Here is a 23,750-nt window from a genome sequence, read left to right as displayed (position 1 = left end):
GAGGAGAGACGACATGGCGGAGCACCTCTGCGAACTTTGCGGCGTCCGGCCGGCGACCATCCGCGTCGCGGTCATTCAAGGCGGCCGCAAAAAGCAACTCGACGTGTGCGATTACCACTACGCGCAACTCACACGCCATCAGCGGCAGATATCGCCGCTCGAATCGCTGTTCCGCGGCGGATTGTTCGACGGTCTGCTCGATGCGGGCACGAACGGACGGTACACCGGACGCGCCGCCGTGCCACCCGAGGCACCTGTCAGTAAAGGGATCGACCTGCAACAGCATTTCAGCGAGCAGGCAAAAGAGATTCTGCAACGGGCCGCCGAGCGAGCCGTGCAATTCGGCCGCCGCGAAGTGGACACCGAGCACGTGCTGTACGAGCTCGCGGACACCGAAGCCGTTCAGCGGATTCTCGCGTCGCTCAAAATTTCGGCGGCCGACCTTCGTCGATATGTCGAGACCCATGCGCCCAGGGGCGATAGCGCGCAAAAGATTCCCGAGGGCGGCGACATCTCGGTTTCTCCGCGGCTGAAGAGCGCGCTGGAGCGCGCCGTCATCGCGTCGCGCGAATTCGGGCAGAACTACGTCGGCCCCGAACATATTTTGACCGGCCTGGCGGAGGTTATCGACAGCTTCGCCGGCGATCTGTTGATGAAGTATGGTCTGTCGCCGCACCAGCTGCGCCAGCAGACATTGCGCGCGGCAGGCCAGGAAGATGCCGTGCAGGCCCCGAGCGACACGCCGCAGCTCGACAAGTACAGCCGCGATGTCACGCGGCTCGCGCGCGAAGGCAAGCTCGATCCGGTCATTGGACGCTCGAAGGAAACCGAGACGCTGGCCGAAGTGCTCGCGCGGCGCAAGAAGAACAACCCCGTGCTGATCGGCGAACCTGGCGTGGGCAAGACCGCGATCGTCGAAGGCCTTGCGCTGCGCATGATCAGCGGCGATGTGCCCGAAACGTTGCGCGACAAACGCCTCATCGAGCTCAACGTGAATTCGCTCGTCGCGGGCTCGAAGTACCGCGGCGAGTTCGAGGAACGCGTGAAGCAGGTCATGGATGAAATCGCCGCGCATAGGGACGAGCTGGTTCTCTTCGTTGACGAGGTGCACACCATCGTGGGCGCGGGCCAGGGCGGCGGCGAAGGCGGGCTGGATATCGCCAATGTGTTCAAGCCGCCGATGGCGCGCGGCGAACTGAATCTGATCGGTGCGACCACGCTCGCCGAGTACCAGAAGTACATCGAAAAGGACGCCGCGCTGGAACGGCGCTTTCAGCCCGTGCTTGTCGGCGAGCCGAGCGTCGAGCAGACCATCGGCATTCTGCGCGGGCTTCGCGATCGCCTGGAGGCGCACCATAAGGTCACCATTCTCGACGAAGCCTGTGTCGCCGCCGCCGAACTGTCCGACCGCTATGTCACCGGGCGCTTCCTGCCCGACAAGGCGATCGACCTGATCGACCAGGCGGCCGCCCGCGAGCACCTGTCCTCGACTTCACGGCCTGCCGAGGTGCTCGAACTGGAAGCGGAAATCGCGCAGATGGGCCGCGAGCAGGAGTATGCGGCGTCGCACAAGCAGTTCGAACGCGCCAAGGCGCTGGGCGAACAGATGACGGGCAAGCAAAGCCGGCTAAACGACGCAACGCTTGAATGGAAGCGGCGCGTGAGCACCAGCAGCGCCGAAGTGACGCGGACCCTCGTCGCTGAGATCGTCGCGAAAATGACGGGCATTCCGGTCGCCGATCTCACTCAGGAAGAAAAGGAAAAGCTCCTGCATATGGAGGCTCGCCTGCACAAGCGCGTGATCGGTCAGGAAGAAGCAATCGGCGCGGTAAGCGACGCGGTGCGCCGCAGCCGCGCGGGCTTGCAGGGCGGCCACCAGCCGCTTGCGGTGTTCCTGTTCCTCGGTCCGACCGGCGTCGGCAAAACCGAACTGGCCAAGGCGCTCGCCGAAGTCGTGTTCGGCGACGAAGACGCCATTGTGCGCATCGACATGAGCGAATACATGGAGCGGCATGCGGTGGCGCGGCTCATCGGCGCGCCGCCCGGCTATGTAGGCTACGACGAAGGCGGCCAGCTGACCGAGCGCGTGCGGCGCCGCCCGCATAGCGTGATTCTGCTCGACGAGATCGAGAAGGCGCACCCGGACGTCTACAACGTGCTGCTGCAGGTATTCGACGACGGCCGCTTGACCGACGGCAAGGGCCGGGTGGTGGATTTCTCCAACACGCTGATCATCGCCACCAGCAATCTGGCCTCGGAGGTGATCATGGGAACCTCGCGCAGCCGGCCCGGCTTCATGTCGGCAGGCAACGGCGGCAAAGCCGGAAAAGCCGCCGCGAACCGGCAGCCGGACGCTATACGCGAAGGCGTCATGACGGTCTTGCGCTCGCACTTCCGGCCCGAATTTCTCAATCGCATCGACGAAATCATCATCTTCGAGTCGTTGAGCGCGGATCAGATCCGCTCGATCGTGCGTTTGCAACTAGACCAGGTGGCACGCGTCGCGAAGAGCCAGGACATCGAGATCGCGTTCGATCCGAGCATCGTCGAACATCTGGCGACCGAGGCCTACCGGCCCGAGTATGGCGCGCGCGAGTTGCGGCGCCGCATCCGCCAGGTCATCGAAAATCCGCTCGCCAGGCAGATGCTCGACGGCGCGGTCCGCGAGGGAAACCGGGTCGAGTGCCGTTTCGACGGCGACGCAAACGCCGCAGTGTTCGAGCTTCGCGAAGCGTCGCAGCACGAAGCGACCGATCCATCGCGATCGCAAGAGGGTGCACGAGACAACGGCGCGGACGACGCGAGGCCCGCTGCCAGGCCTGCCCGCAAGCGTGCAGGCCCGCCACGCAAACGTCCGGAGTCCGGGGGCCACGGCGGAAGTCGAGCCGCTGGTTGACGCCCGATGATCCAGATCAACTCCAGCGTCCCTCGCGGGTGAGCTAATCGACGTATTCGCACGAGTGGTGAGGTCCGTCATGAAAAATCTGGCCGATTCATTTCCGGCATCGTCCGTACCCAAGCCGGCCGAGCAGCCAAGTCATGTTGCGGCAAAACCGCTGCGGCTCGGCTTGCTGACGGCGCTCGTCATCGGCTCGATGATCGGCAGCGGGGTGTTTTCCCTTCCGCAAAACATGGCCTCGGGCGCGGGCGCCGCCGCGGTGCTGATCGGCTGGCTGATCACCGGCGTGGGCATGCTGATGCTTGCCTTCGTCTACCAAACGCTGACTACGCGCAAGCCGCAACTCGACAACGGCATCTACGCCTACGCGCAGGCGAGCGCCGGTGACTTCGTCGGCTTCAATTCGGCGTGGGGCTACTGGGTCAGCGCGTGGATCGGCAACGTCGGCTATCTGGTGATCGTATTCGGCACGCTTGGCTACTTCTTCCCTGTATTCGGCGACGGCAATACGCGTGCTGCGGTGCTGGGAGCGTCGATCGTGCTGTGGACCATGCACGCGGTGATTCTGCGCGGCGTGCGCAGCGCAGCCGTGCTGAACGCCATCACGACGATCGCCAAGGTCATCCCGCTCCTGCTGTTCGTCGCACTCGCTGCGTTGGCATTCCGGAGCCATGTCATCGCGCAGGATTTCTGGGGCAATGCCAGGCTCGGCAGTGTGTTTGCGCAGGTCCGGAGCACGATGCTCATCACGGTGTGGGTGTTCATCGGTATCGAAGGGGCGAATGTGTTCTCGGCCCGCGCGCAGCGGCGCGAAGATGTCGGGCGCGCAACCCTGCTCGGTTTCAGCGTCGTTCTGCTTCTCCTGATGGCCGTTTCTCTGCTCTCGCTCGGCATCGTCTCGCAAGGCGAACTCGCCGCGATGAAAAATCCGTCGATGGCCGGCGTACTGCAAAAGGCGGTCGGCGCCTGGGGCGCGGTGCTCATCAGCCTCGGTCTGCTGGTGTCGGTGGGCGGGGCATTGCTCGCGTGGACGCTGCTCGCCGCCGAAACGCTCTTCACGCCGGCAAGCGGCGGCGTGATGCCCAGGTTCCTCGCCCGTTCGAACAGCCGTGGCGTACCTGCTAACGCGCTGTGGGTCACAAATGGACTGGTGCAGCTGTTCCTCGTCATCACGCTCGTCTCCAACGCGACCTATCAGGCGCTGATCTCGCTCGCCACCTCGATGATCCTCGTGCCGTATCTGTTCTCCGCGGTGTACGCGACGCGCATCGCGATGCGTGGCGAAGGCTACGCGCCAACCGATGGTGCGCGATCGCGCGACATGGCGATCGGCGCCGCGGCAACCGTTTATTGCTGCTGGCTGCTGTATGCGGCCGGGCCCAAATATCTGCTGCTCTCGGCACTGCTGTATGCACCGGGCGTGCTGCTGTACGGCTGGGCCAAACGCGAGCGCGGCGCGCGAATGTTCAAGCCGTTCGAAATAGCCATCCTCGTCGCACTGGTTGCGCTCGCCGCGACTGCCGGGTGGCTCCTCGCAACCGGCGCGCTCGCTATCTGATGCGCCGACTTTCCGGAGAACCACAATGACACCCGGCGTCTATTCGGAAATCGGCACGCTGCGCAAGGTGATGGTGTGCCGCCCAGGTCTTGCGCAGTCCCGGCTGACACCGGGAAATTGCCGCGAATTGCTGTTCGACGACGTGCTGTGGGTGTCGCAGGCCAAGACGGATCACTACGCATTTGTGAACACGATGCAGGAACACGGCGTCGAGGTATTCGACATGCACGACCTGCTCGCCGACATCCTGCACTCGCGGGAAGCGCGGCATTGGGTGCTGGCGCGAAAGCTGGCGGCCGGCGCCGTGGATGCCGAACTCGCCTTGCAACTGAAAGTCTGGCTCGACCAGATACCCGCCGCGGAGCTGGCCGAGCGGCTGATCGGCGGAATCGTGCGCGCCGAACTGCCTTTCGAGCCAGACGGGCTGCTCGCGCAATGCACGCCGCCGTCGGGCTTCATCCTCGCGCCGCTACCGAACACGCTATTTACCCGCGACAGCAGTTGCTGGATCAACGACGGCCTCGTGCTCGGCTCCATGTACTGGCCGGCAAGGCGCGGGGAGACGCTGCTCGCCGCCGCCATCTACCGGTTCCACCCGCTTTTTAGCGGCGGCGTGCGCATCTGGTGGGGCGGTCCCGACGTGGACCACGGCGGAGCGACGCTCGAAGGCGGCGATGTAATGCCGCTGTCTCGCGACGTCGTGCTGATCGGCATGGGCGAACGAACGTCGCCGCAAGGCGTTGCACAACTTGCGCGTACGTTGCTCGCGCGTGAATCGGTCAAGCAGGTGATCGCCGCGCAACTTCCGCGCTCTCGCGGCGCAATGCATCTGGACACCGTATTGACGTTCTGCGATCGCGACCTGGTGACGATCTTCCCCGAAGTCGTCGACGCGATCCGCTGTACGAGTCTGCGCCCCGGCCGGTTGCCCGGCGAACTCGACGTGCGGTTCGAAAAGGCCCCTTTTCTCGAGGTCGTGGCAAGGGCGCTCGGCATTGCGAAGCTGCGCACGGTGGCCACCGGCGGAGACGCCTGGGAGTCCGAACGCGAGCAATGGGACGACGGCAACAACGTGATCGCACTCGCACCGGGCGTCGTGGCCGCTTATAACCGCAATGTGTACACCAACACGCTTTTGCGCAAGGCCGGCGTGGAAGTCATCACGATCCCGAGTGCGGAACTCGGCCGCGGGCGCGGCGGCGGCCACTGCATGACCTGTCCCATCGAACGTGGCCCCGTGTGACGCACCACAGGCGTAACACCGCCGCTAACCTCAGGAGAATTCGCGCATGGCATTCAATCTACGCAACCGCAGCCTGCTGAACATGCAGGACTTCACACCGCGCGACATCCGTTTTCTGCTCGATCTGGCCGCGGAACTCAAGCGTGCGAAGTACGCGGGCAACGAAGTGCCACGACTGCGCGGCAAGAACGTCGCATTGATTTTCGAAAAGACCTCGACGCGCACGCGCTGCGCCTTCGAGGTCGCGGTGCACGACCAGGGCGGGCACGTCACGTACATCGATTCCTCGAGCTCGCAGCTCGGCCGCAAGGAGTCGCTCAAGGACACCGCGCGCGTGCTCGGACGCCTCTACGACGGCATCGAATACCGCGGCTTTCATCAAAGCGTGGTGGAAGACCTCGCGGCCTATTCGCACGTGCCGGTCTGGAACGGCCTGACAGACGAATTTCACCCTACCCAGGTGCTCGCCGATCTGCTGACGATGCAGGAATTCGGCGAAAAGCCGCTGCATGAGCTGTCGTTCTGCTATCTCGGCGATGCGCGTTTCAATATGGGCAACTCGCTCCTTGTGGGCGGCGCGCAAATGGGCATGGATGTGCGCATCGCGGCGCCGCGCGAATTGTGGCCGCACGACGAACTCGTGGAAGAAATGCGCCACCTCGCCGAACGCACCGGCGCGAGACTCACGCTCACCGACGAACCTTATGAAGCCGTGAGCGGCGCGGATTTCGTCTATACCGACGTTTGGGTGTCGATGGGCGAGCCCGTCGACACATGGCGGCAACGCATCGATCTACTGCTGCCCTATCAGGCCAATGCGAGGCTGATGCAGGCGACCGGCAAGCCGCGCACACGCTTCATGCATTGCCTGCCCGCCTATCACAACCTCGAGACGGAAACGGCGCGCATGATTCACGAACGTTTCGACCTGTCCGAACTCGAGGTGAGCGACGAAGTGTTCGAATCGAACGCGTCGATCGTTTTCTCCCAGGCAGAAAACCGCATGCACACGATCAAGGCCGTGCTGGTGGCCACCCTTGCTTAGGCGGTACCGATGCGCGTGCTGATTGCGCTCGGTGGCAACGCACTGCTTCGCCGAGGCGAGCCCCTGACGATGGCGCGCCAGATCGCCAATGTTCGCCGCGCCGCCCTCCAGATTTCCAAGCTCGCGGACCGCAACGAGCTGGTCGTCGCGCATGGCAATGGGCCGCAGGTCGGGCTGCTTGCGATGCAGGCCGCCGCAGCACATCCGCAAGACACAGCGCCGCTCGACGTGCTCGACGCCGAGTCGGAAGGCATGATCGGCTACCTGCTCGAGCAGGAACTGGCGAATGCTTTGCCGGCGACGCGCCAGGTAGCGACATTGCTGACGCGTGTGGAAGTGGATGCCCACGATCCGGCTTTCGCTCATCCCACGAAGCCGATCGGTCCGGTGTATACGCAGGCGCAAGCGGAAGCGCTCGCGAGGCGCCACGGCTGGTCGATCGCGCCGGACGGAGCGGGCTACAGGCGGGTCGTCGCGTCGCCGAAACCCCTGGCGATCGAGGCGCTGAAGCCGATTCAATGGCTGCTGGAGCACGACGCGATTGTCATCGCAGCCGGAGGCGGCGGCATTCCCGTGCTACGCGGGCCGGACGGGCAAAAGCGCAGCGGCGTGGAAGCGGTGATCGACAAGGACCTGTGCAGCGCGCTACTGGCCGCGAGGCTCGGCGCCGACCTGCTGCTGATCGCGACCGATGTAGAGGCCGTCTATGTGGACTGGCATACGCCGCGTGAACACGCGCTGTGCAGGACTTCGGCCGCCGCGCTGCGACGGCTCGAATTTCCCGCCGGCTCGATGGGCCCCAAGGTCGAAGCTGCGTGTGATTTTGTCGAGCGCACGGGCCAGCGCGCCGTGATCGGCTCACTGGAACAGATCGAGGCCATGGCAGGCGGCTCGGCCGGCACGCAGATCACACCCTGAAGATTACGCCCTGACGCGCCCGGCACTGTTCTGCCTTCCCTTGGCATGCGAGAGCGGGTGCGTCAATTGCGCGGCGCGCTTACCTTCGACAGTTCGCCTCGCAACTCGCCCGTAACGCCCGGCGCCTGACGGCGCTTCAATATTGAACCTGGGAGTGCTCAGCACTGAACCGGACATGGCGGCGCCTGCCCGGGACAACTCCCTGCATTCGCTGCGGTGGCGGACGCCTTTCGGTAGAATCTCTTTTCGATTCACACATTCGTCCATTTCCGGAGGCAGATGTGCCAGGCTTACTTCCTGATGTCGACCGCGAGGGACTCCTCGAATATTCGGTCGTGTACACCGACCGTTCGATCAACCATATGTCGCAACTCTTTCAAGGAGTCGTACGCGATATTTCCGGCGCACTGAAAACCGTCTACAACGCGAAGTCGGCCGTTATCGTGCCGGGCAGCGGCACTTTCGGCATGGAAGCCGTTGCCCGTCAGTTTGCGACGGGCAGAAAGTGTCTCGTGATCCGCAATGGCTGGTTCAGCTTCCGCTGGTCGCAGATTTTCGACATGGGTGGCATTCCGTCGGAATCCATTGTATTGAAGGCGCGCCCGGTAGAAGCTGGAAGGCAGGCCGCGTATGCACCGGCGCCGATCGAAGAAGTGGTCGCGGCGATCAGGGAAAACAAGCCGGATCTGGTTTTTGCGCCACATGTCGAAACGGCATCCGGAATGATGCTGCCTGATGCCTACTTGCGCGCAGTGGCCGACGCGGTGCATGCCGTCGGCGGCATGTTTGTGCTGGATTGCATCGCCTCCGGCACGGTGTGGGTCGACATGCAGGCCACCGGTGTCGATGTCCTGATCAGTGCGCCGCAAAAGGGTTGGAGTGCGTCGCCCTGCTGCGCGCTGGTCATGCTGAGCCCGCTCGCCCGTGAAAGAATCGACGCAACGACCAGCACCAGTTTCGCCTGCGACCTTCGCAAATGGCTGCAGATCGTGGAAGCCTACGAGAACGGCGGCTTTGCCTACCACGCCACGATGCCCACGGACAGCCTCGCGACATTGCGCGACGTCATTAAGGAAACCGAATCATATGGCTTCGACAAAGTCAGACTGGAGCAGCTCGAACTCGGCAAGCGCGTTCGCTCGCTATTGACTGGAAAAGGCTTTAGAAGCGTGGCGGCCGAAGGTTTCCAGGCTCCCGGCGTCGTGGTCAGCTACACGGACGACGACGGCATACGAACCGGCAAGAAGTTCGCCGATGCCGGCTTGCAGATTGCGCCTGGCGTTCCGCTCGAATGCGACGAACCTGAGGACTTCAAAACTTTCCGCATCGGCCTTTTCGGCCTCGACAAACTGCATGACATCGACGGCGCGGTGGCGAGGTTGGCCAAGGCGTTGGAGAGGATCGTCTAGCGCGACGACAGTCATGCCCCGCTCCGCCCATCAGCAAGACGGGCGAGCGGGCATGCGCCTCATTCGGGACGGATCATTCCAAGCGCGTCGTCGCGCGACAAGGGCGCATCGGCTGAGAGCAGCCGCATCGTCGTGCCCTTGAACAGTTCAGCCACGCCGCCGACATCGCTCTTATGGGTAATCGTGTTCAACAGCAGTTTCAGCACGACCTAAAAGAACCGGCAGGTGGGCGGCGCTCATTTCTCACCTGAAAACGCCGGCGGCGTCGGCTGTGCTCGAAAAGACGGGACTGGATCCCGTCCAGCCCACGAAGTGAAACCTGACCGGGCCGCAAGCCCGCGCGGCGCAAAAGCTTAGCTAGCCGAAGTTGTCCGGATAGAGTTCCGCGCTCATGTCGAGATTGCCGGTTCGCGCGTAGATCAGCGGCTCGCCACGGGCGTCCACTATCGCGCCATCCACGACCCGGCCTGTCACCAGGCGGTGGTCTCCCGCCTCGAATTCGTTCACCACCTCGCATTCGAAGTGAGCGAGCGCATCGGGCAGGAGTGGCGCTCCGGTCTTGCCGGCTCGCCACGGTACGGTCGCGAGTTTGTCGACGCTACGCCCCGACTGCGTGCCGAAGTGCTTCGCAAGCGGCTGTTGGTCCGCTCGCAACACATTAATGGCGAACACGCGACCGTTCCGCAGGAGTTTGTACGACTCGTGCTCCGGGCCGATCGCGATCGCCACGAGCAACGGCGAGAACGAAACCTGCATGATCGAACTGGCGGTAAACGCATTACGGCGTTCGCCGTCCGCCACGCCGACCACATAAACGCCAGCCGTCAGGTGCCTGAAAAGATCTGCGATGCGCTTGCTCATCGTGAGTCCTGGGTGAGTCATGCCATGAATCCCGCCGTGAATCCTTGTGTCGGCGCAAAGCCTGTTTCATCATAGCGCCGCCGATCGTGCCGCGCCACGCACTCGTCGGGAACGGGACTTGCGGCGCGGACAGGTTCAAATCACTTTCGGCTCTTCATCATGAAAGACTCCAATCTCAGCAACCGGTTTCACTCGAAAGTAGTCGTTGTCACAGGCGCCGGCTCGGGTATCGGCGAAGGCACGGCGCGTCGCTTCGCGGCAGAAGGCGCATCTGTCGTGCTGGCCGGGCGCACTCGCGAGAAGCTCGAGCGGGTCGCGCGCGATCTGGACGGTGAGCGCACGCTCGTCCATCCTTGCGACGTCTCCAGTTACGAGGCGGCCGCGCAACTTATGGACGCAACGCTCGCGCGTTTCGGTCATCTCGATGTGCTCGTGAACAACGCGGGCGTTGCACCGACGGGCCGCATCGACGAAGCCTCGCTCGACGACTGGCGTGCGATCATGTCGACCGACCTCGACGGCGTTTTCTATTGCAGCCGTGCGGCCATTCGCCATTTGATCCAGACGCGCGGCTCCATTGTGAATGTTTCGTCGGTGTCCGGACTGGGCGGCGATTGGGGCATGAGCTTCTACAACGCGGCCAAGGGCGCGGTCACCAATTTCACGCGCGCGCTGGCCCTCGACCACGGCCGCGACGGCGTGCGTGTCAACGCGGTCTGCCCGAGCCTCACGGCGACCGACCTGACGCAAGACATGTTGAGCGACGAGAAACTCATGGCCAAATTTCGTGAGCGCATTCCGCTCGGTCGCGCAGCCGAGCCCGACGACATTGCAGCGGTCATCGCGTTTCTCGCGAGCGACGACGCGCGTTTCGTGACCGGCGTGAATCTTCCCGTCGACGGAGGCCTCAGCGCCTCCAACGGTCAACCGCCACAGGCATGAGGGCAACGCGTGCTCGGCCCGCTCGATGAAACGCTGAAGCGCGCCGCCCGGCGCTATCGCCTGCCAGCCGATGCCGGCGCATTTCCGCCGGCGCCCGGGGCCAGTCCGTCGACAGTGCTCGCGGTCGTCATCGAGCGGGCCCGCGAAGCGTTGGCTCGCGGCGAAGCACCCGAGCCAACGCTAAAGGGAATGTTCGTTGCAGCGCTCGCGCAGCTGATCCGCGAAGCGATGCGCAAAGAATCAGGCGACCCTGTGTTCCAGGCCATGGCGTATCGCCATCGCGCGGCCGAGGTGCGCGAGTATGCGTCGCTGTCCGCGCATGCCGAGCGGGACCGCCGGGCGATTCATGCCGCCGTGAATGCCGTCGCTCATCCGGCGAAACAGCAACGCATGCCACCGGGGCCGCAACGTGAGGCGTTGGCCCTACTGCATGCGAGCGCGGCCTCAGAAGCGTGGCCCGACTTTTATGCCGTGCTGCAGCGTCTTTCCGTGGCGCAATCCACGAGCCCGCTTTCCTTCGATCACACCGTGAGGCAATTACTCGACAGTGCGGAGCTGGCGCGTTTGCTGCGTCTCGTGACCCTCGCGTCCGATGCGCGCGTGCGCGAATATCAGTCGCTGTGGGACCGGCATGGTCCTCGTCCCCAAAGCGCCTCGGCGCTCGCTCACGGCGTTGCATCGAAACAGCGCGGCGCCGAAGTCGAAGCGTTAGCCGCAGAGGCGCTCGAGCGACTCGCGCAGCGACTGAATGAAGCCGAGGGCGCGCTTGCATCGTATCGTGTCGTCAACTCGATGCGTGTTCCCGCCGCGCTGCCTGCGAGTCACGAGCGCGCCAAAACCGAGTGGGACGCGGTGCTGCTCAGGCGTGCCAACACGGCCAAAGAAAACGCGTGGGACGTCTGCCTGCTGGTAGAGGCAAAAGCCTCCGTGGACGCGGCCTCAACTGACTTTCCGCGTCTTTTGCGCGGCCTCGAACTGCTCGCTCACGCCGACGCAAACACCGCCTATCCGTTTCGCACGCAGCAAGGCACGGTGAGTTTGCACGGCGCTTCGCTGCGCGCCCTGCGAACCGACGAAGCGCGTCTTGCGGGAACCGTCCTCTATTGCTGCGCCGCGCCTGCAGAAGCGACGCCGCGTCTGCTCAGTGCCGCTGGCCGCATGCAACTGTTGTCGGCAGAGGCCAGTCTCGTGTTCGCCAACGCGCTAGCCGCCGAGCACCACGCCGATTCCAGCGACCTCGAGCCGGTCTGGCAGCAACTGCTGGAATCGCCCAAATGGCGGGCTCTGCTGAAGCAGTATCCGACGCTGTGCCGGGTTCGCGAGCTAATGGTGCATGCCGACGATCTGCTGTCGGCGGTCACGACGACGACAGGTCACTGTTAGGCGCGTGCGCTGCCAACAGAGTTGCATTTGCTTACATCACAGGCAGCACATAGTATCCGTAACCGATAGCGGCAGTTCGGTGTTCGAGTTGCATGGCGAACCCCGTGCAATTCTTAGCATTCCAGATCACTGGCGAACTGTTTGCGTTGACCACACACATACCGCTTCGCGTGCATCGCGTGAAATGGGTAGATGCGAGCCGCGGTATCGGCCACATGAAGCTCAATGCGCCTCAGCACCAGCGCCTGAATGCCGGTGCGTGTGCCGGAAATGGTGCGACAGGTGCAACAGATGAGGACCCGTCGCGGATCTGCTGGAGGACCGACCATGCGTGCACTCGACATCATGACGACGGCCGTCGTCACCGCCACACCGGACATGACCATTTATGACGCGGCACGGCTATTCGTGGACAACCATATCAGCGGCATGCCCGTCCTCGACGCCAACGGTAAGGTAGTCGGCATCGTGAGCCAGGGCGATCTCCTGCATCGTGTCGAAAACGGCACTCGCCACGGCAAGCGCCGATGGTGGCTCGAATTCCTGCTTTCGTCGCCACGCGAGCAGGCCGCACGATATGTGAAAGAGCACGGGCATAACGTGGGCGACGTCATGTGCACTCAGGTCATCACGATTGCAGACGACATGCCGCTCGACCAGGTCGCGGACCTCATGGAGCGCCGCCATCTCAAGCGCGTGCCGGTGCTGAAAGACGGCAAGCTCGTCGGAATCGTGAGCCGCTCCAACCTGATCCGTGCGCTTGCCAGCGTGCCGCCTATGGCGGATACCGCTTCGCACGACGACGCGAGCTTGCGCGACGCAATCGTCCTCGAAATGCATGGGCAACGCTGGGGATTGACGAAGCACAGCGTGCTCGTCAAGGACGGCGTGGCGCATCTGTGGGGCGTGATCGAGTCAGAGGAAGAGCAGCGCGCGATCCGTATCGCCGCGGAGAGCGTGCCGGGCGTCAAGCGCGTGGAAAGTCACCTGGAGCTGCCGAGCGTCATTCCGACGATGTAGACCGTGTCGCGTACTGCTGCGCCAGGCAGCGCGATGCAGCTACCTGTCGCATCGCTCTCTAGCAGGCGGACCGGCGGCTGCGGCGTAGCAACCGCGCCGGCCGCCGGCTCACCTCAGATCGACCGTCACGAAGCTTCGTGCGTGACTGCGCTGCACCAGCAACGCCGCCTTCTTGCCCGCGTTTGCCGCAAGCGACGCGAGTTCGTCCTGCGACGCGACGAGCGTGCCGTTTAACGACAGCACGACGTCGCCGGGCTTGATACCGGCAGCGGCCGCTGTGCCGGACGCGTCGTCGACCATCAGACCTTGAGGCAGGTCCATGCTGCGCCGCTCTTCATCCGTCAAAGGATGCATGGCGAGACCGAGACGATCGAGCGCGTGGCGCTGGCGCGAGCCGGCGTCGGAGCGGGAGCCGGCAACCCCGCCCGTACCTGCGTTCACCAGCTGCGTATCCGGCCCGGCAGCCACCATCACCGTCATCGGCTTGCGATCGCGAATCAGCTTGAGCGGCACGCTCTTTCGGCTCTGCGACGCCGCGTCCGCCGCGCTCAGATCAGCCGCGTGGTCGACCGGTTTATCCGCGAACTGGACGATCACGTCACCCGTTTTCAGATTGCTCGTCGCGGCGGGACTGCCCGGATCCACCGAGGTGACGAGCGCGCCGGCCACGCGCGGCAAACCGAAGGCGCCGGCCAGATTCGCATCGACGTCCTGCACCCGGATGCCCAGATTGCTGTGCGCGACGTCTTGCGCGTTCTGTTGCTGAGCCTGCTGGTCCGGCCCGCTCTGCAACTGCGAACGCAGCTTATCCGCCAAATTGATCGGGATGGCGAACGTCAGGCTCTGCAGGCGATCACTGTCGACATACACCTGCACGTCGATGCCGACCACCTCGCCTGCGCGGTTGAACACGGGGCCGCCGGAATTGTCCGGGTTCAGCGACACGTCCGTCTGGAAGAACGGAAACGTGCTGCCATCAGCAAGGGTTCGCGATGTCGCGCTGACCAGGCCCGCGGTGACCGTGTTCTGGTAGCTGTCCGGTGAGCCGATGGTCAGCACCTGTTCGCCGACGCGCACGCGCGTGGAGTCGCCGAGCTTGACGGTGGGCAGTTTCGTCGCGTCGATCTGCAGCAGCGCAATGTCGCTTTGCGCATCGACGGCGAGTATTTTTGCCTTGAACTCGCGCCGATCGGTGAGCCGCACGGTCACATCGTCCGACTGACCGACGACATGCGCGGTGGTCACGATAAGACCGTTCGGGCTGACGATAAAGCCTGATCCGACGCCGGACATCGCGCGCAACCCCGTGCCCTCTCTATCTTGCGATTGCGGCACGGCCTCCTTGAAGAACGCCGCGATCGGATCGTCGCCGCCGATCGCGTCCGAGGCAACAGCCGACGCGGGCGCTGCGTTCACGGATGCGTCCACCGGCACAGTCGCACGAATATTTACGACGGCCGGCCCATAGCGCTCGACGATCTGCGGAAAGTCGAGCGGCGCGGCCATGCTTGCCGCCGCAGCGCGCTTTGCTTTCACCGGTGCGACGACGGACGCCGACGGCACCGCAGAGGCTGGCGCAGCCGCGGCACCGGCTGTCTGCGCAGCGGCGATCGCAGCCGCGTAGGCAAAAGAAGAACCCGCCAGACCTGCCATGGCCAGCGCGAGATAAAAGCAGACGCGACACCGCCTCGAGCGGGTCGATTGAATGAGCTTGGACACAGCGCACCTCCCTTATGCCTTGCACTGTGAAAAGTTTTTTCGCGCACGTGGTCGCGCCGAGCGTCTCAAGGCGCCCGCGCATCGCCATGCGGTCGACTTCATGAAGTTCGTCGTTGTTCTATTTATAGGGAAGCCTCGCGCGAATTGCAGCGAGTACAAATCCTGGCGTGCATCAAAAACGCGTCGTCGCGTGTGAAAGCCTGCACAGTCATGGCTTGCCGGCAGATTACGCAAACTGCGTAATAGCGGCGGCGTCCGCGTCCGGGAACAACGAATGCTTCGCACGAGTGAATTCCTGCCGAGCCGGGTAATGAAAAAACTGCTCGAAATCTGCCTTGGCGTCGTGACGGGCGTCGGCGGCTTTCTGGAGATGGGGTCGCTCTCGACAGCCGTGCAAGGCGGAGCCGCATTCCGCTTCCAGCTGGGCTGGCCGATTCTCGTCGGCACGCTGTGCCTTGTCTTTCTCACTGAAATGGCAGGCCGCTTCGCCGCGGTGAGCGGGCATACGATCGCCGACGGCATTCGCGACCGCTTCGGCGTGAAGTTCTTCCTCTTGCCGCTCATCGCGGTGGTCGTCGTCAACGCGCTGGTCCTGTCCGCAGAGATTGGCGGTGTGAGTGTCGCGCTCGAAATGGCGACTGGCCTGAAACACGCATGGTGGGCGTTCCCCGTCGCGTTGCTTGCGTGGTTCGTGCTGTGGCGCAGTACATTCGGCGTCATCGAAAAAGGTGCGTCGCTTCTCGGCCTCGTCACGTTGAGCTTTGTCGCCGCAGCGATCGTACTCAAGCCGGACTGGCAGCAGGTGGCTCGCGGCCTCGTGCCCAGCATGCCGCACCACGACCCGGCGAACTACTGGTTCACCGTGGTCAGCATCCTCGGCGCATCGATCACGCCTTCGCTGTACCTGTTCTATTCGTCGGGCGCTGTGGAGGATCACTGGGACCGTGGCTACCTCGGCGCAAACCGCGCCATTGCCGGCTTGGGCATGGCATTCGGCGGCGGAATTTCGCTGGCCGTCCTGATTGCCGCTGCCGCCGTTTTTCCGGCCCACGGCATCACGCGGGTGGACGACTACCGGCAGTTGCCGCTCACGCTCGTCGCGGTCTTCGGCTTCTGGGGTTTCGTATTGTTCGTCGCCTCGCTCGCTTTCGCCTGTTTCGGCGCGACGCTGGAGATTGCTCTCGAACAGGCGTATTTCATTGCACAGGGATTCGGCTGGAACTGGGGCAAAAATCGCAAGCCGCGCGAAGACCCCGGCTTCAGCCTCGTCTACACATGCGCGCTTGCAATCAGTGCGGTTCCGATTGCGGCGGGCGTCGATCCGCTGAAACTGACAGTATTTTCGATGGCGCTCAGTGCGATCAGCCTGCCGCTCACCGTGGTTCCGTTTCTCGTGCTGATGAACGACGAGAGCTATATGGGACGTCACGGCAACGGCGCATTTTCCAATGTGGTGGTCACCGCGATCGTCGCACTGAGTTTCGTGCTGGCTATCGTGTCGTTGCCGCTGCAGATAGCCGGAGGCACATGATGGATCTCGTGCGAGACGTGCTCGACAAACAACTGGTGGATCGGCATGGAACGAAGATGGGCCGGGTGGATGGCATCGTCGTCGAACTGCGCCCGGGCCGGCCGCCGGAAGTGATCGCGCTGGAGACAGGCCCGCTCACGCTTGCGCGGCGTATTGCCGGGCGCTTCGCGACCTGGATGGCTCGTCTCGCCACCTGGGCCGGCGGCGCACAGTACGTCGAGCCGTGCCGCATTCCGTGGAAGCGCGTGTCCCGCATTGAAATCGACATCGGCGTGGACGCCGATGTGGCCGACACGCCGCTCGGCAAGCGCCAGGCCTGGCTGCGAGAGCACATTGTCGCGCGCATTCCGGGTTCGCAGCGATGACGCAACTGAACATCGAACTGCTGCTCGGCCGCGAGGTGCGGTCTCGCGACGGCAAGCGACTCGGGCACATCGAGGCGATCCATGCCGTGCGCGACGGCGAGTCATGGATTATCAGCGAATTCCATATCGGGCCGGACGCGTTGCTGGAACGTCTTGCGGTGGGGCTGCTGCCGCGGCGGCTGCGCGAAATGCTCCAGCACAGGCGCGACCCACGGCGCCATCGCCTTGCATGGGATCAGATGGACCTATCGGACGCTCGACACCCGCGGCTGACTTGCGACGAAGCCAGCCTCCAGAAAGCACACGCACAAGCCGGTGAAAAATAGCGCGGGGAGGCTGGAACTTCCGTTCAGGATCGGCGCTGTGTGAAGAGGCCATGCACGCCGACAGCCAGCCGGCGTGCATGGCCGCGGCTCAGGCGCGCAGCGCCTTCGCGAGGTCGGCGAGGCGATAGGGCTTCTGCACGAAGATCAGATCGCCAAGGCCGCTTTTTTCGTCGCGCAACGGAGCCGCCGAATAGCCCGACGTCAGCACGACCCTGATTGCCGGATACTGCGAGCGAATGAGGCGCGCCAGTTCGAGCCCGCTGATGCCGTGCGCCATTGTGATGTCGGTAAAGACGACGCCGATGTCGGTGCGCTCCTTGAGAATCTCGGCCGCCTCCGACGCACTGCTCGCGGGCACCACCTCGTAGCCGATGCTCATCAGCAGTTCCGACGCGACACCGAGCACGTCCGGTTCGTCATCGACAAGCAGCACCGTCTCATGCCTTGCAACAAGGGGCACACTGACCGCAGCCGCGGGTTGCGCAAGCGGCAGGTACAGATCGACCTTTGTGCCCTTGCCAGGCTGGCTGGAGAGGTGCACGTCGCCGCCCGACTGGGTGATGAAGCCATACACCTGGCTCAGCCCGAGCCCGGTGCCCTTGCCCGGCTGCTTGGTGGTGAAAAACGGCTCGAACGCCTGCGCCAGCACCTCGCTGGACATGCCCGAACCGGTATCCGACACCGAGATGCGCACGTAGGGCCCCACCGGCAGCGCCGGGGCCATGTCCAGATCCGATTGGACCGTCTCGGTGGCGATCGTGACAACGCCGCCAGTCGGCATGGCGTCGACTGCGTTGACAACGAGATTGAGCAGCGCGGCCTCGAAACGCGCCGCGTCGACGAGAGCGAAGGCCTCGCCGGGCTGCAGGGCCAACTCCACGTGCGTGCTGCGGTTACCTGCACGCGAGAGCATCGGCGCAAATTCGCGTATCAGTGCATTGAGCTCGTACACCTGCGCCTGCAAGGGCTGCTGGCGCGCGAACGAAAGCAGTTGCTGGGTGAGCGACGCGCCGCGGTCGATAGCCCGCCGCATGCCCTCGATCATCTTCTTGTCGATCGCCGTGCGCGAGTGGATCGCAAGCACCTCGAGACCGTTGGAGATCACCGCCAGCAGGTTGTTGAAGTCGTGCGCGACACCGCCCGTGAGGCGCCCGATCGCCTCCATTTTCTGCGCCTGGAACAGCGCGGCGTTGGCCTTTTCGAGCGCGGCCGCCGCTTCCTTGCGCTCGGTGATGTCGCGCGTCACCTTTGCGAATCCGACGAGGGTACCGGCTTCGTCGCGAATCGCATCCACCACGACGTGCGCCCAGAAGCGGCTACCGTCCTTGCGAACTCGCCATCCTTCGCGTTCGGCGCGGCCCTCTCTGGCCGCCGTGGCAAGTATCAAAGCCGGTGCGCCGGCCGCCTTGTCTTCATCGGTATAAAAACGCGAGAAATGTTCGCCGACGATCTCCGACTGCCGATACCCTTTGATCCGCTCCGCGCCGACGTTCCAGCTCGTCACGACACCTGCCGGCGACAGCATGAAAATTGCGTAGTCAGTCACGCCCTGAACGAGGATCCGGAACTGCTCCTCGGTTTCGCGCGTCGCGTCCTGTCTGTTGTCCATCTGACTCATATCAGGCTGTTCCGGTGTGAGGTGAAAAAATGCACTTCGAGGGCCTATTTTAGGCCTCACATTCCGCGGTCAGGCCGGCGGCACCCGTGCGCGTCAGTTGGCGGGCGCACGAAAGACCGTCCGGCCTCCCCGAGGCATGCGCTGCGGCCGGCTCTCCGGCGCGCCGTCATGCGTCCAGTTGGGCTGTCTCGTCGCTACTGGACATCGCACTTTCGGAAGCCGCACCGCGGGCTCGTGCGCGTCGCATGACATGCGGCGCGCACGGCTTCACGGGGCGCTCGCGCGTGGCAAGGGTGACCCGGGAAGGAGCCACCGTCCCGACTCTCCACTCCGAAATGGCGACTCCTACGCGCAAAAATGGCAACAGCGGCTAGTCGACGTCGCTGTATGTAGTAAACGTAACCCGGCTGAGCGAGGCGGTTCTTTCCGTACGGCTCGTCGGTCGTCTGGGTCGTCATGGGAATCTTGTCCCACAGCAGTGCCCTGCCCGCCATCTGTTCCCTGTCGACGTCTGGATGCGTTGCCTTGTATTGATTGAGGAACTGCTCGAAGGGCGACAGATAGAACCCTGCGTTAGTGACGGAATGCGCGTTGGGCGAACGGTTGAAAAATTTCATGCGACGTGCTCCTGACTCGTCATGCACCGGCCTCATGCGCCGCTAACGGCATGCCACCCGCTGCGGGAAGCCGGCTCGCGCGCTGGTCGATGCAGCGCACTGCGACGGGCGCTAGCGCGGCCCGTTGCGCTGCGCCGCCGCGACGCGCAGACCATCATCGCGCAAGCCCCGTTCCCGGAGGCGGTATCCGGCTATCTGGCCAAAGCCGCCATTTGCACCTCCCTAAGGGAACACGTCATGGAGCGAGCGCGCGTGCCTGCGTCACTCTTTTTCCGGCATGGCCGATGAGTGATGGCTCGTAATCAGCCACTGTCTCCCATCCCAGCGATAAGTGTACGTATAGCGGGCCTTGACCACGGCCCCGCTTCTCGCGAACGTGAAGGTGTAAAGTCCGGCGTCCACGGCCGAGTTGCATCCGAGTTCGATAAAGCGGAAATCGATCTTTCCCGACGGGCGATCTTGCAGGAAATGATGGAAGTAGTCCTCTTTCTCGGCCACCGTCAGGCGAGGCTGGTTGGAGACGGTAGCAAGAAGAATGGACCGCTCGGCATAATTGGCGACGACCTTGTGAGGATCGCCGGTTTGCAGGGACTGATTCCATCTATCGAACAGTGCGGCGATCTCTTCGTTCGTGGTCGCTTTGCAACTGGAACCGGCGGGCAACGACGCGCTGTTCGATACGCCCTGCTCGGCAGCGCATCCGGCGAACGCCAGCGCGAGAGCGGCAACGGTCAATGACTTCAAGCGGCACCTCCCCGATCGTGGGTGGAGAAATGCGTTCGCGTCCGATCTTGCCTGCGAGTCCAGAAGCGCGACGGCGCGAGGGCAATGAAACGATCCCACTTCAACAAGCAGGGATACCGTCGTCTGTGCGCTGGCGCACATTGCGCAGGGCTCTCGCGGCTGCCACGCGCCGCGCCGTTACACGAAAAAGCCCGGCTTGCGCCGGGCCGGAAATTCGCGCGTTCGCACGCGAAGGCAGAAGTAGTCAGCGTCTTTCTGATTGCCTTGCGCTACGCCCCGCTACTGGGCATCCGTAAACCCCTCCCGCTTCATCACCGCAATACTCGCGTCGAAGCGCGCTCCTTCGCCGCCGAGCGCAACGGTCGCCTGTTTCGCGGCGTCGAGCAGCGCCGTCAGCGCCGCGGTAAAGGCCGACGCCATGTCGAAGCGCGCTTTCGGTCCGGACAAGGCGAGCGCGCCGATCAGCTGCCCCGTCGCGCCGAAAACAGGCACGGAGACAGACGCCGTCTCGGGATCGCGCTCGCCGTGCGACACCGCCCACAGCCGCTCGCGGATAGTGTGGCCGCGCGGGTCGTCGACATCGCTGAACGCGAGCAGCACTTTGCCCGACGCGCCCTTGTTGATTGGAAACTCCTCGCCGATGCGAATGGACACACGCACGGCCCGCGCCGGTTCCACCCGAAACAGCACGAGCCGCTGATCGCCCTGCCTCACATAAAGCGACGCCGTCTCGCCGAGCTCGCGGCTCAGCCGCTGAAGAATCGGCTCGATCACGGGCCCGACCTCGAACGAGCGCTGATAAAGCGCCGCAAGGCGCAGCGGCTGCGGGCCGATGGCGTATTGCCCGTCGTCCAGCCGGCGAATGAATCCGCCGTGCTCCAGCGCGCCGAGAAGCCGCAACAGCGTGCTCTTGTACAAGTTCGTGCGGCGCGAAAGCTCTGCGAGCGAGAGCCGGTTATCCCCGGGTCCGAATGCATTGAGGATCGCGAAGGCGCGATCCAGCACTGCCACGCCGCTCGAGCCTTCGTCCGCTGTTGACGGGTCCGTACCCGTCGATGTTTCTATGTCGTGAGCCACGCTGCTACCTGTCCGTCGCCTGAGAGCAGACACTCTATCGTTCTACTGTGCAGAACGCAAGTTCCACACAATCATCGACCAAAACGGGTTTACCCCGGTTTTCTGATGGCACAGCCGGTCCTATAGTTCTGTTTAACAGAACGATGTTCTTTCACACAGAACATACATTGGAGCCGCCACTCATGTCAGCACCCCAGATTCTCGTCAGCGAAGTCGGTCCGCGCGACGGCCTGCAGAGCATCAAAACCGTCATGCCGACAGACGCCAAACTTCGCTGGATTTCCGCGCTCGCGGCCGCCGGCCTGAGGGAAATCGAGGTCGGCTCCTTCGTGCCCGCCCGATTGCTGCCGCAAATGGCCGACATTCGCGAAGTCGTCGCGCATGCACTGGCCATTCCCGGTCTGCACGTGGCGGTGCTGGCGCCGAATCTGCGCGGATCGCAAAGCGCATTCGAATCGGGCGTGCACAAGGTGACCCTGCCGGTCTCGGTGACGAACGAGCACTCCATGGCCAACATCCGCAAGACAACGGAGCAGATGATCGACGAAGTGCGCGAGATTGTCGCGCTACGCAACGCGCGCTTTCCGCACGTGCAAATCGAGGCCGGCGTATCGGTTGCATTCGGCTGCACGATTGCCGGGGCAGTCAGCGGCGACCGGACCTTGCGCATGTGCACCGCGATGGCCGAATGCGGCGTGGACGAAGTGGGCTTGTCGGATACCAGCGGCTACGCGAATCCCGCTCAGGTGCGCACATTATTCAGGCGACTGCGAGCCGAACTCGGCGACAAGGCAGGCGGCGCGCACTTTCACAATACGCGCGGCCAGGGTCTTGCGAACGTCGTCGCCGCACTCGATGCAGGCGTCACGACAATCGACGCGAGCCAGGCAGGTCTTGGCGGCTGCCCCTATGCACCGGGCGCAACCGGCAACATCGTGACGGAAGACCTCGCGTTTGTGCTCGAATCAATGGGCTACGACACCGGCATCGACATCGACGCGCTGGTCGCCGCGCGAGCCATTCTCGCCGAAGCGCTGCCCGGCGAGGCCCTGTACGGCCACGTGCAGGACGCAGGACTGCCCAAGGGATTCCGCTATGCGGACGGCCGCGCGCCAAGCGCGCCGCAGCCGGAAGGATGCCTGCTGGGAGTCGCGCAATGAGCGGGACCGACGCCAATCAATCACTGCCCTACAGCGGCGTGCGTGTGATCGAGATGACTCACATGGTGATGGGCCCGACCTGCGGCATGGTGCTCGCGGATCTCGGCGCGGAAGTCATCAAGGTCGAGCCGATGACGGGCGACAGCACGCGCGCGCTGCGCGGTTCGGGCGCGGGCTTTTTCGGCACCTTCAACCGCAACAAGAAAAGTATTGCCGTCGACGTAAGAGATCCGCGCGGGCTCGAGATCGTGCACAAGCTCGTCGCGCACGCCGACATCTTCAGCGAGAACTTCAAGAGCGGCACGATGGAGAAGCTCGGCCTCGGCTACGCGGCACTGTCGACGCTCAACCCGCGGCTCATCTACGTCTCGCATAAAGGCTTTTTGCCGGGTCCTTACGATCACCGGACCGCGCTCGACGAAGTCGTGCAGATGATGGGCGGTCTCGCCTACATGACGGGCCCCGAGGGACGGCCGCTGCGCGCAGGCACGAGCGTCAACGACATCATGGGCGGCATGTTCGGCGCAATCGGTGCGATGGCCGCGCTCGCGCAACGCGAGCGCACGGGTAAGGGGCAGGAGGTGCAGAGCGCGCTCTTCGAGAACAATGTGTTCCTCGTGGCCCAGCACATGATGCAATACGCGGTGACGGGCCAGGCCGCCGCGCCGATGCCGAGCCGCGTCTCCGCCTGGGCGGTATACGACGTGTTCTCCGTAAAGAACGGCGAGCAGATTTTTCTGGCTGTCGTCTCCGACACGCAATGGGCGCTCTTCTGCGATGCATTCGGCCTCACCGAACTGAAGTCCGACGAGCGCATAGCGACGAACAACCAGCGTGTCGAGGCAAGGGAATGGCTTCTGCCGAGTTTGCGCCGGCACATGGAAGCATTCACCGCCGCAGAAATCAGCGCGGTATTCGAGCGCATCGGACTGCCGTATGCGCCTATCACGAAGCCGCAGGAGCTGTTCGACGATCCGCATCTGCTTGCTACCGGCGGCCTCGCGAACGTCACGTTGCCGCCGGACGCCAGCGGCGCCGGTCAAGCCGTGGAGACACGAACGGCGCTGCTCCCGCTCACGCTCGGCGGCGAGCGCCTGCGGCTGCGCGCCGCGCCGCCGGCACTCGGTCAGGACACGGACTCGCTGCTGCGCCAACTCGGCTATTCGGAGAACGAAACGAAACAGCTCGTCGATGCAGGTGTCGTCCGCTGCCAGGCGCCGCCGGTGGGCGACCCGTCGAGCCCCTCGGCCAACGAGCTTGCCAGCGCCTGAGCGCAACGGCTTTCAAAAAATGCGGCAGAGCGGCTGCCATGCCG

The 23,750-nt window shown here is 64.0% G+C and carries 21 protein-coding genes; 14 read left to right on the top strand and 7 right to left on the bottom strand.

Annotation, left to right across the window (positions count from 1 at the left end; all coding sequences use genetic code 11):
• Positions 1-13: 13 nt before the first annotated feature.
• From HV711_RS06145 to HV711_RS06120, 6 genes are all read left to right on the top strand, one after another.
• Positions 14-2,896, top strand: a complete 2,883-nt coding sequence (locus tag HV711_RS06145; protein ID WP_035477301.1) for an ATP-dependent Clp protease ATP-binding subunit — start codon at positions 14-16, stop codon at positions 2,894-2,896.
• A gap of 79 nt (positions 2,897-2,975) precedes the next feature.
• A complete protein-coding gene (arcD, locus tag HV711_RS06140; RefSeq protein ID WP_035477304.1) occupies positions 2,976-4,457 on the top strand; it encodes an arginine-ornithine antiporter in 1,482 nt (493 codons plus the stop codon).
• A 25-nt stretch (positions 4,458-4,482) separates the two neighbouring features.
• Positions 4,483-5,700 carry an arginine deiminase gene (locus HV711_RS06135; protein WP_035477307.1) on the top strand — a complete coding sequence of 406 codons (1,218 nt, stop codon included), beginning with the start codon at positions 4,483-4,485 and terminating at the stop codon, positions 5,698-5,700.
• A 46-nt stretch (positions 5,701-5,746) separates the two neighbouring features.
• Complete coding sequence (gene argF, locus HV711_RS06130; protein ID WP_035477310.1) at positions 5,747-6,745, top strand: ornithine carbamoyltransferase; 999 nt, start codon at positions 5,747-5,749, stop codon at positions 6,743-6,745.
• A gap of 9 nt (positions 6,746-6,754) precedes the next feature.
• Entirely contained in the window at positions 6,755-7,663 is a 909-nt protein-coding gene (gene arcC / locus HV711_RS06125; protein ID WP_035477312.1) for a carbamate kinase, read from the top strand.
• Between the two features lie 281 nt (positions 7,664-7,944).
• A complete protein-coding gene (locus HV711_RS06120; RefSeq protein WP_035477314.1) occupies positions 7,945-9,072 on the top strand; it encodes an aminotransferase class V-fold PLP-dependent enzyme in 1,128 nt (375 codons plus the stop codon).
• A gap of 59 nt (positions 9,073-9,131) precedes the next feature.
• On the opposite strand, the gene HV711_RS06115 is transcribed toward HV711_RS06120, so the two are convergent.
• Both HV711_RS06115 and HV711_RS06110 read right to left on the bottom strand, forming a co-directional pair.
• The gene (locus HV711_RS06115; RefSeq protein WP_156946564.1) at positions 9,132-9,278 is read right to left on the bottom strand and encodes a hypothetical protein; all 147 of its coding nucleotides are present in this window, start codon (positions 9,276-9,278) and stop codon (positions 9,132-9,134) included.
• Positions 9,279-9,429: 151 nt separating this feature from the next.
• Positions 9,430-9,933, bottom strand: coding sequence for a flavin reductase family protein (locus HV711_RS06110; RefSeq protein WP_035477316.1), 504 nt, complete (start codon positions 9,931-9,933; stop codon positions 9,430-9,432).
• A 159-nt stretch (positions 9,934-10,092) separates the two neighbouring features.
• On the opposite strand from HV711_RS06110, the gene budC reads away from it, so the two are divergent.
• From budC to HV711_RS06095, 3 genes are all read left to right on the top strand, one after another.
• Positions 10,093-10,875 (top strand): meso-2,3-butanediol dehydrogenase, encoded by a 783-nt coding sequence (budC, locus tag HV711_RS06105; RefSeq protein WP_028360097.1) that lies wholly within the window; start codon positions 10,093-10,095, stop codon positions 10,873-10,875.
• Positions 10,876-10,884: 9 nt separating this feature from the next.
• Positions 10,885-12,258, top strand: coding sequence for a hypothetical protein (locus HV711_RS06100; protein ID WP_035477318.1), 1,374 nt, complete (start codon positions 10,885-10,887; stop codon positions 12,256-12,258).
• Between the two features lie 327 nt (positions 12,259-12,585).
• The gene (locus HV711_RS06095) at positions 12,586-13,278 is read left to right on the top strand and encodes a CBS domain-containing protein (RefSeq protein ID WP_014973203.1); all 693 of its coding nucleotides are present in this window, start codon (positions 12,586-12,588) and stop codon (positions 13,276-13,278) included.
• A gap of 108 nt (positions 13,279-13,386) precedes the next feature.
• Here HV711_RS06095 and HV711_RS06090 read toward each other — a convergent pair whose 3' ends face one another.
• Positions 13,387-14,931: a trypsin-like peptidase domain-containing protein gene (locus HV711_RS06090; RefSeq protein WP_082201370.1), complete on the bottom strand. Its 1,545-nt coding sequence runs from the start codon at positions 14,929-14,931 to the stop codon at positions 13,387-13,389.
• 376 nt (positions 14,932-15,307) lie between these two features.
• On the opposite strand from HV711_RS06090, the gene HV711_RS06085 reads away from it, so the two are divergent.
• The 3 genes from HV711_RS06085 to HV711_RS06075 are packed head-to-tail and all read left to right on the top strand — an operon-like array spanning position 15,308 to position 17,219.
• Entirely contained in the window at positions 15,308-16,528 is a 1,221-nt protein-coding gene (locus HV711_RS06085) for an NRAMP family divalent metal transporter (RefSeq protein WP_035477323.1), read from the top strand.
• A complete protein-coding gene (locus HV711_RS06080) occupies positions 16,525-16,893 on the top strand; it encodes a hypothetical protein (RefSeq protein ID WP_157097429.1) in 369 nt (122 codons plus the stop codon). The genes HV711_RS06085 and HV711_RS06080 overlap by 4 nt, the downstream gene beginning before the upstream one ends.
• Positions 16,890-17,219 (top strand): hypothetical protein, encoded by a 330-nt coding sequence (locus HV711_RS06075; RefSeq protein ID WP_013591964.1) that lies wholly within the window; start codon positions 16,890-16,892, stop codon positions 17,217-17,219. The genes HV711_RS06080 and HV711_RS06075 overlap by 4 nt, the downstream gene beginning before the upstream one ends.
• An 88-nt stretch (positions 17,220-17,307) precedes the next feature.
• On the opposite strand, the gene HV711_RS06070 is transcribed toward HV711_RS06075, so the two are convergent.
• The 4 genes from HV711_RS06070 to HV711_RS06055 all read right to left on the bottom strand — a co-directional run bounded on the left by HV711_RS06070 (position 17,308) and on the right by HV711_RS06055 (position 21,275).
• Positions 17,308-18,837, bottom strand: coding sequence for a PAS domain-containing hybrid sensor histidine kinase/response regulator family protein (locus tag HV711_RS06070; RefSeq protein ID WP_035477325.1), 1,530 nt, complete (start codon positions 18,835-18,837; stop codon positions 17,308-17,310).
• Positions 18,838-19,031: 194 nt separating this feature from the next.
• Positions 19,032-19,454, bottom strand: a complete 423-nt coding sequence (locus tag HV711_RS33410; RefSeq protein WP_035477327.1) for a DUF3460 family protein — start codon at positions 19,452-19,454, stop codon at positions 19,032-19,034.
• Positions 19,455-19,715: 261 nt separating this feature from the next.
• Positions 19,716-20,198 (bottom strand): SgcJ/EcaC family oxidoreductase, encoded by a 483-nt coding sequence (locus tag HV711_RS06060; RefSeq protein ID WP_028360103.1) that lies wholly within the window; start codon positions 20,196-20,198, stop codon positions 19,716-19,718.
• Positions 20,199-20,477: 279 nt separating this feature from the next.
• Entirely contained in the window at positions 20,478-21,275 is a 798-nt protein-coding gene (locus tag HV711_RS06055) for an IclR family transcriptional regulator (RefSeq protein WP_013591959.1), read from the bottom strand.
• Positions 21,276-21,457: 182 nt separating this feature from the next.
• On the opposite strand from HV711_RS06055, the gene HV711_RS06050 reads away from it, so the two are divergent.
• Together HV711_RS06050 and HV711_RS06045 are read left to right on the top strand one after the other, a co-directional pair.
• Positions 21,458-22,435 carry a hydroxymethylglutaryl-CoA lyase gene (locus HV711_RS06050; RefSeq protein WP_028360104.1) on the top strand — a complete coding sequence of 326 codons (978 nt, stop codon included), beginning with the start codon at positions 21,458-21,460 and terminating at the stop codon, positions 22,433-22,435.
• Positions 22,432-23,706 carry a CaiB/BaiF CoA transferase family protein gene (locus HV711_RS06045; protein WP_035477330.1) on the top strand — a complete coding sequence of 425 codons (1,275 nt, stop codon included), beginning with the start codon at positions 22,432-22,434 and terminating at the stop codon, positions 23,704-23,706. The genes HV711_RS06050 and HV711_RS06045 overlap by 4 nt, the downstream gene beginning before the upstream one ends.
• Positions 23,707-23,750: the final 44 nt, after the last annotated feature.

The sequence above is a fragment of the Paraburkholderia phenoliruptrix genome (assembly GCF_902859825.1).
Taxonomy (GTDB): Bacteria; Pseudomonadota; Gammaproteobacteria; order Burkholderiales; family Burkholderiaceae; genus Paraburkholderia; species Paraburkholderia phenoliruptrix.
Note: the sequence above shows the minus strand (reverse complement) of the source record. Positions and strands in the feature narration are given on the sequence as shown.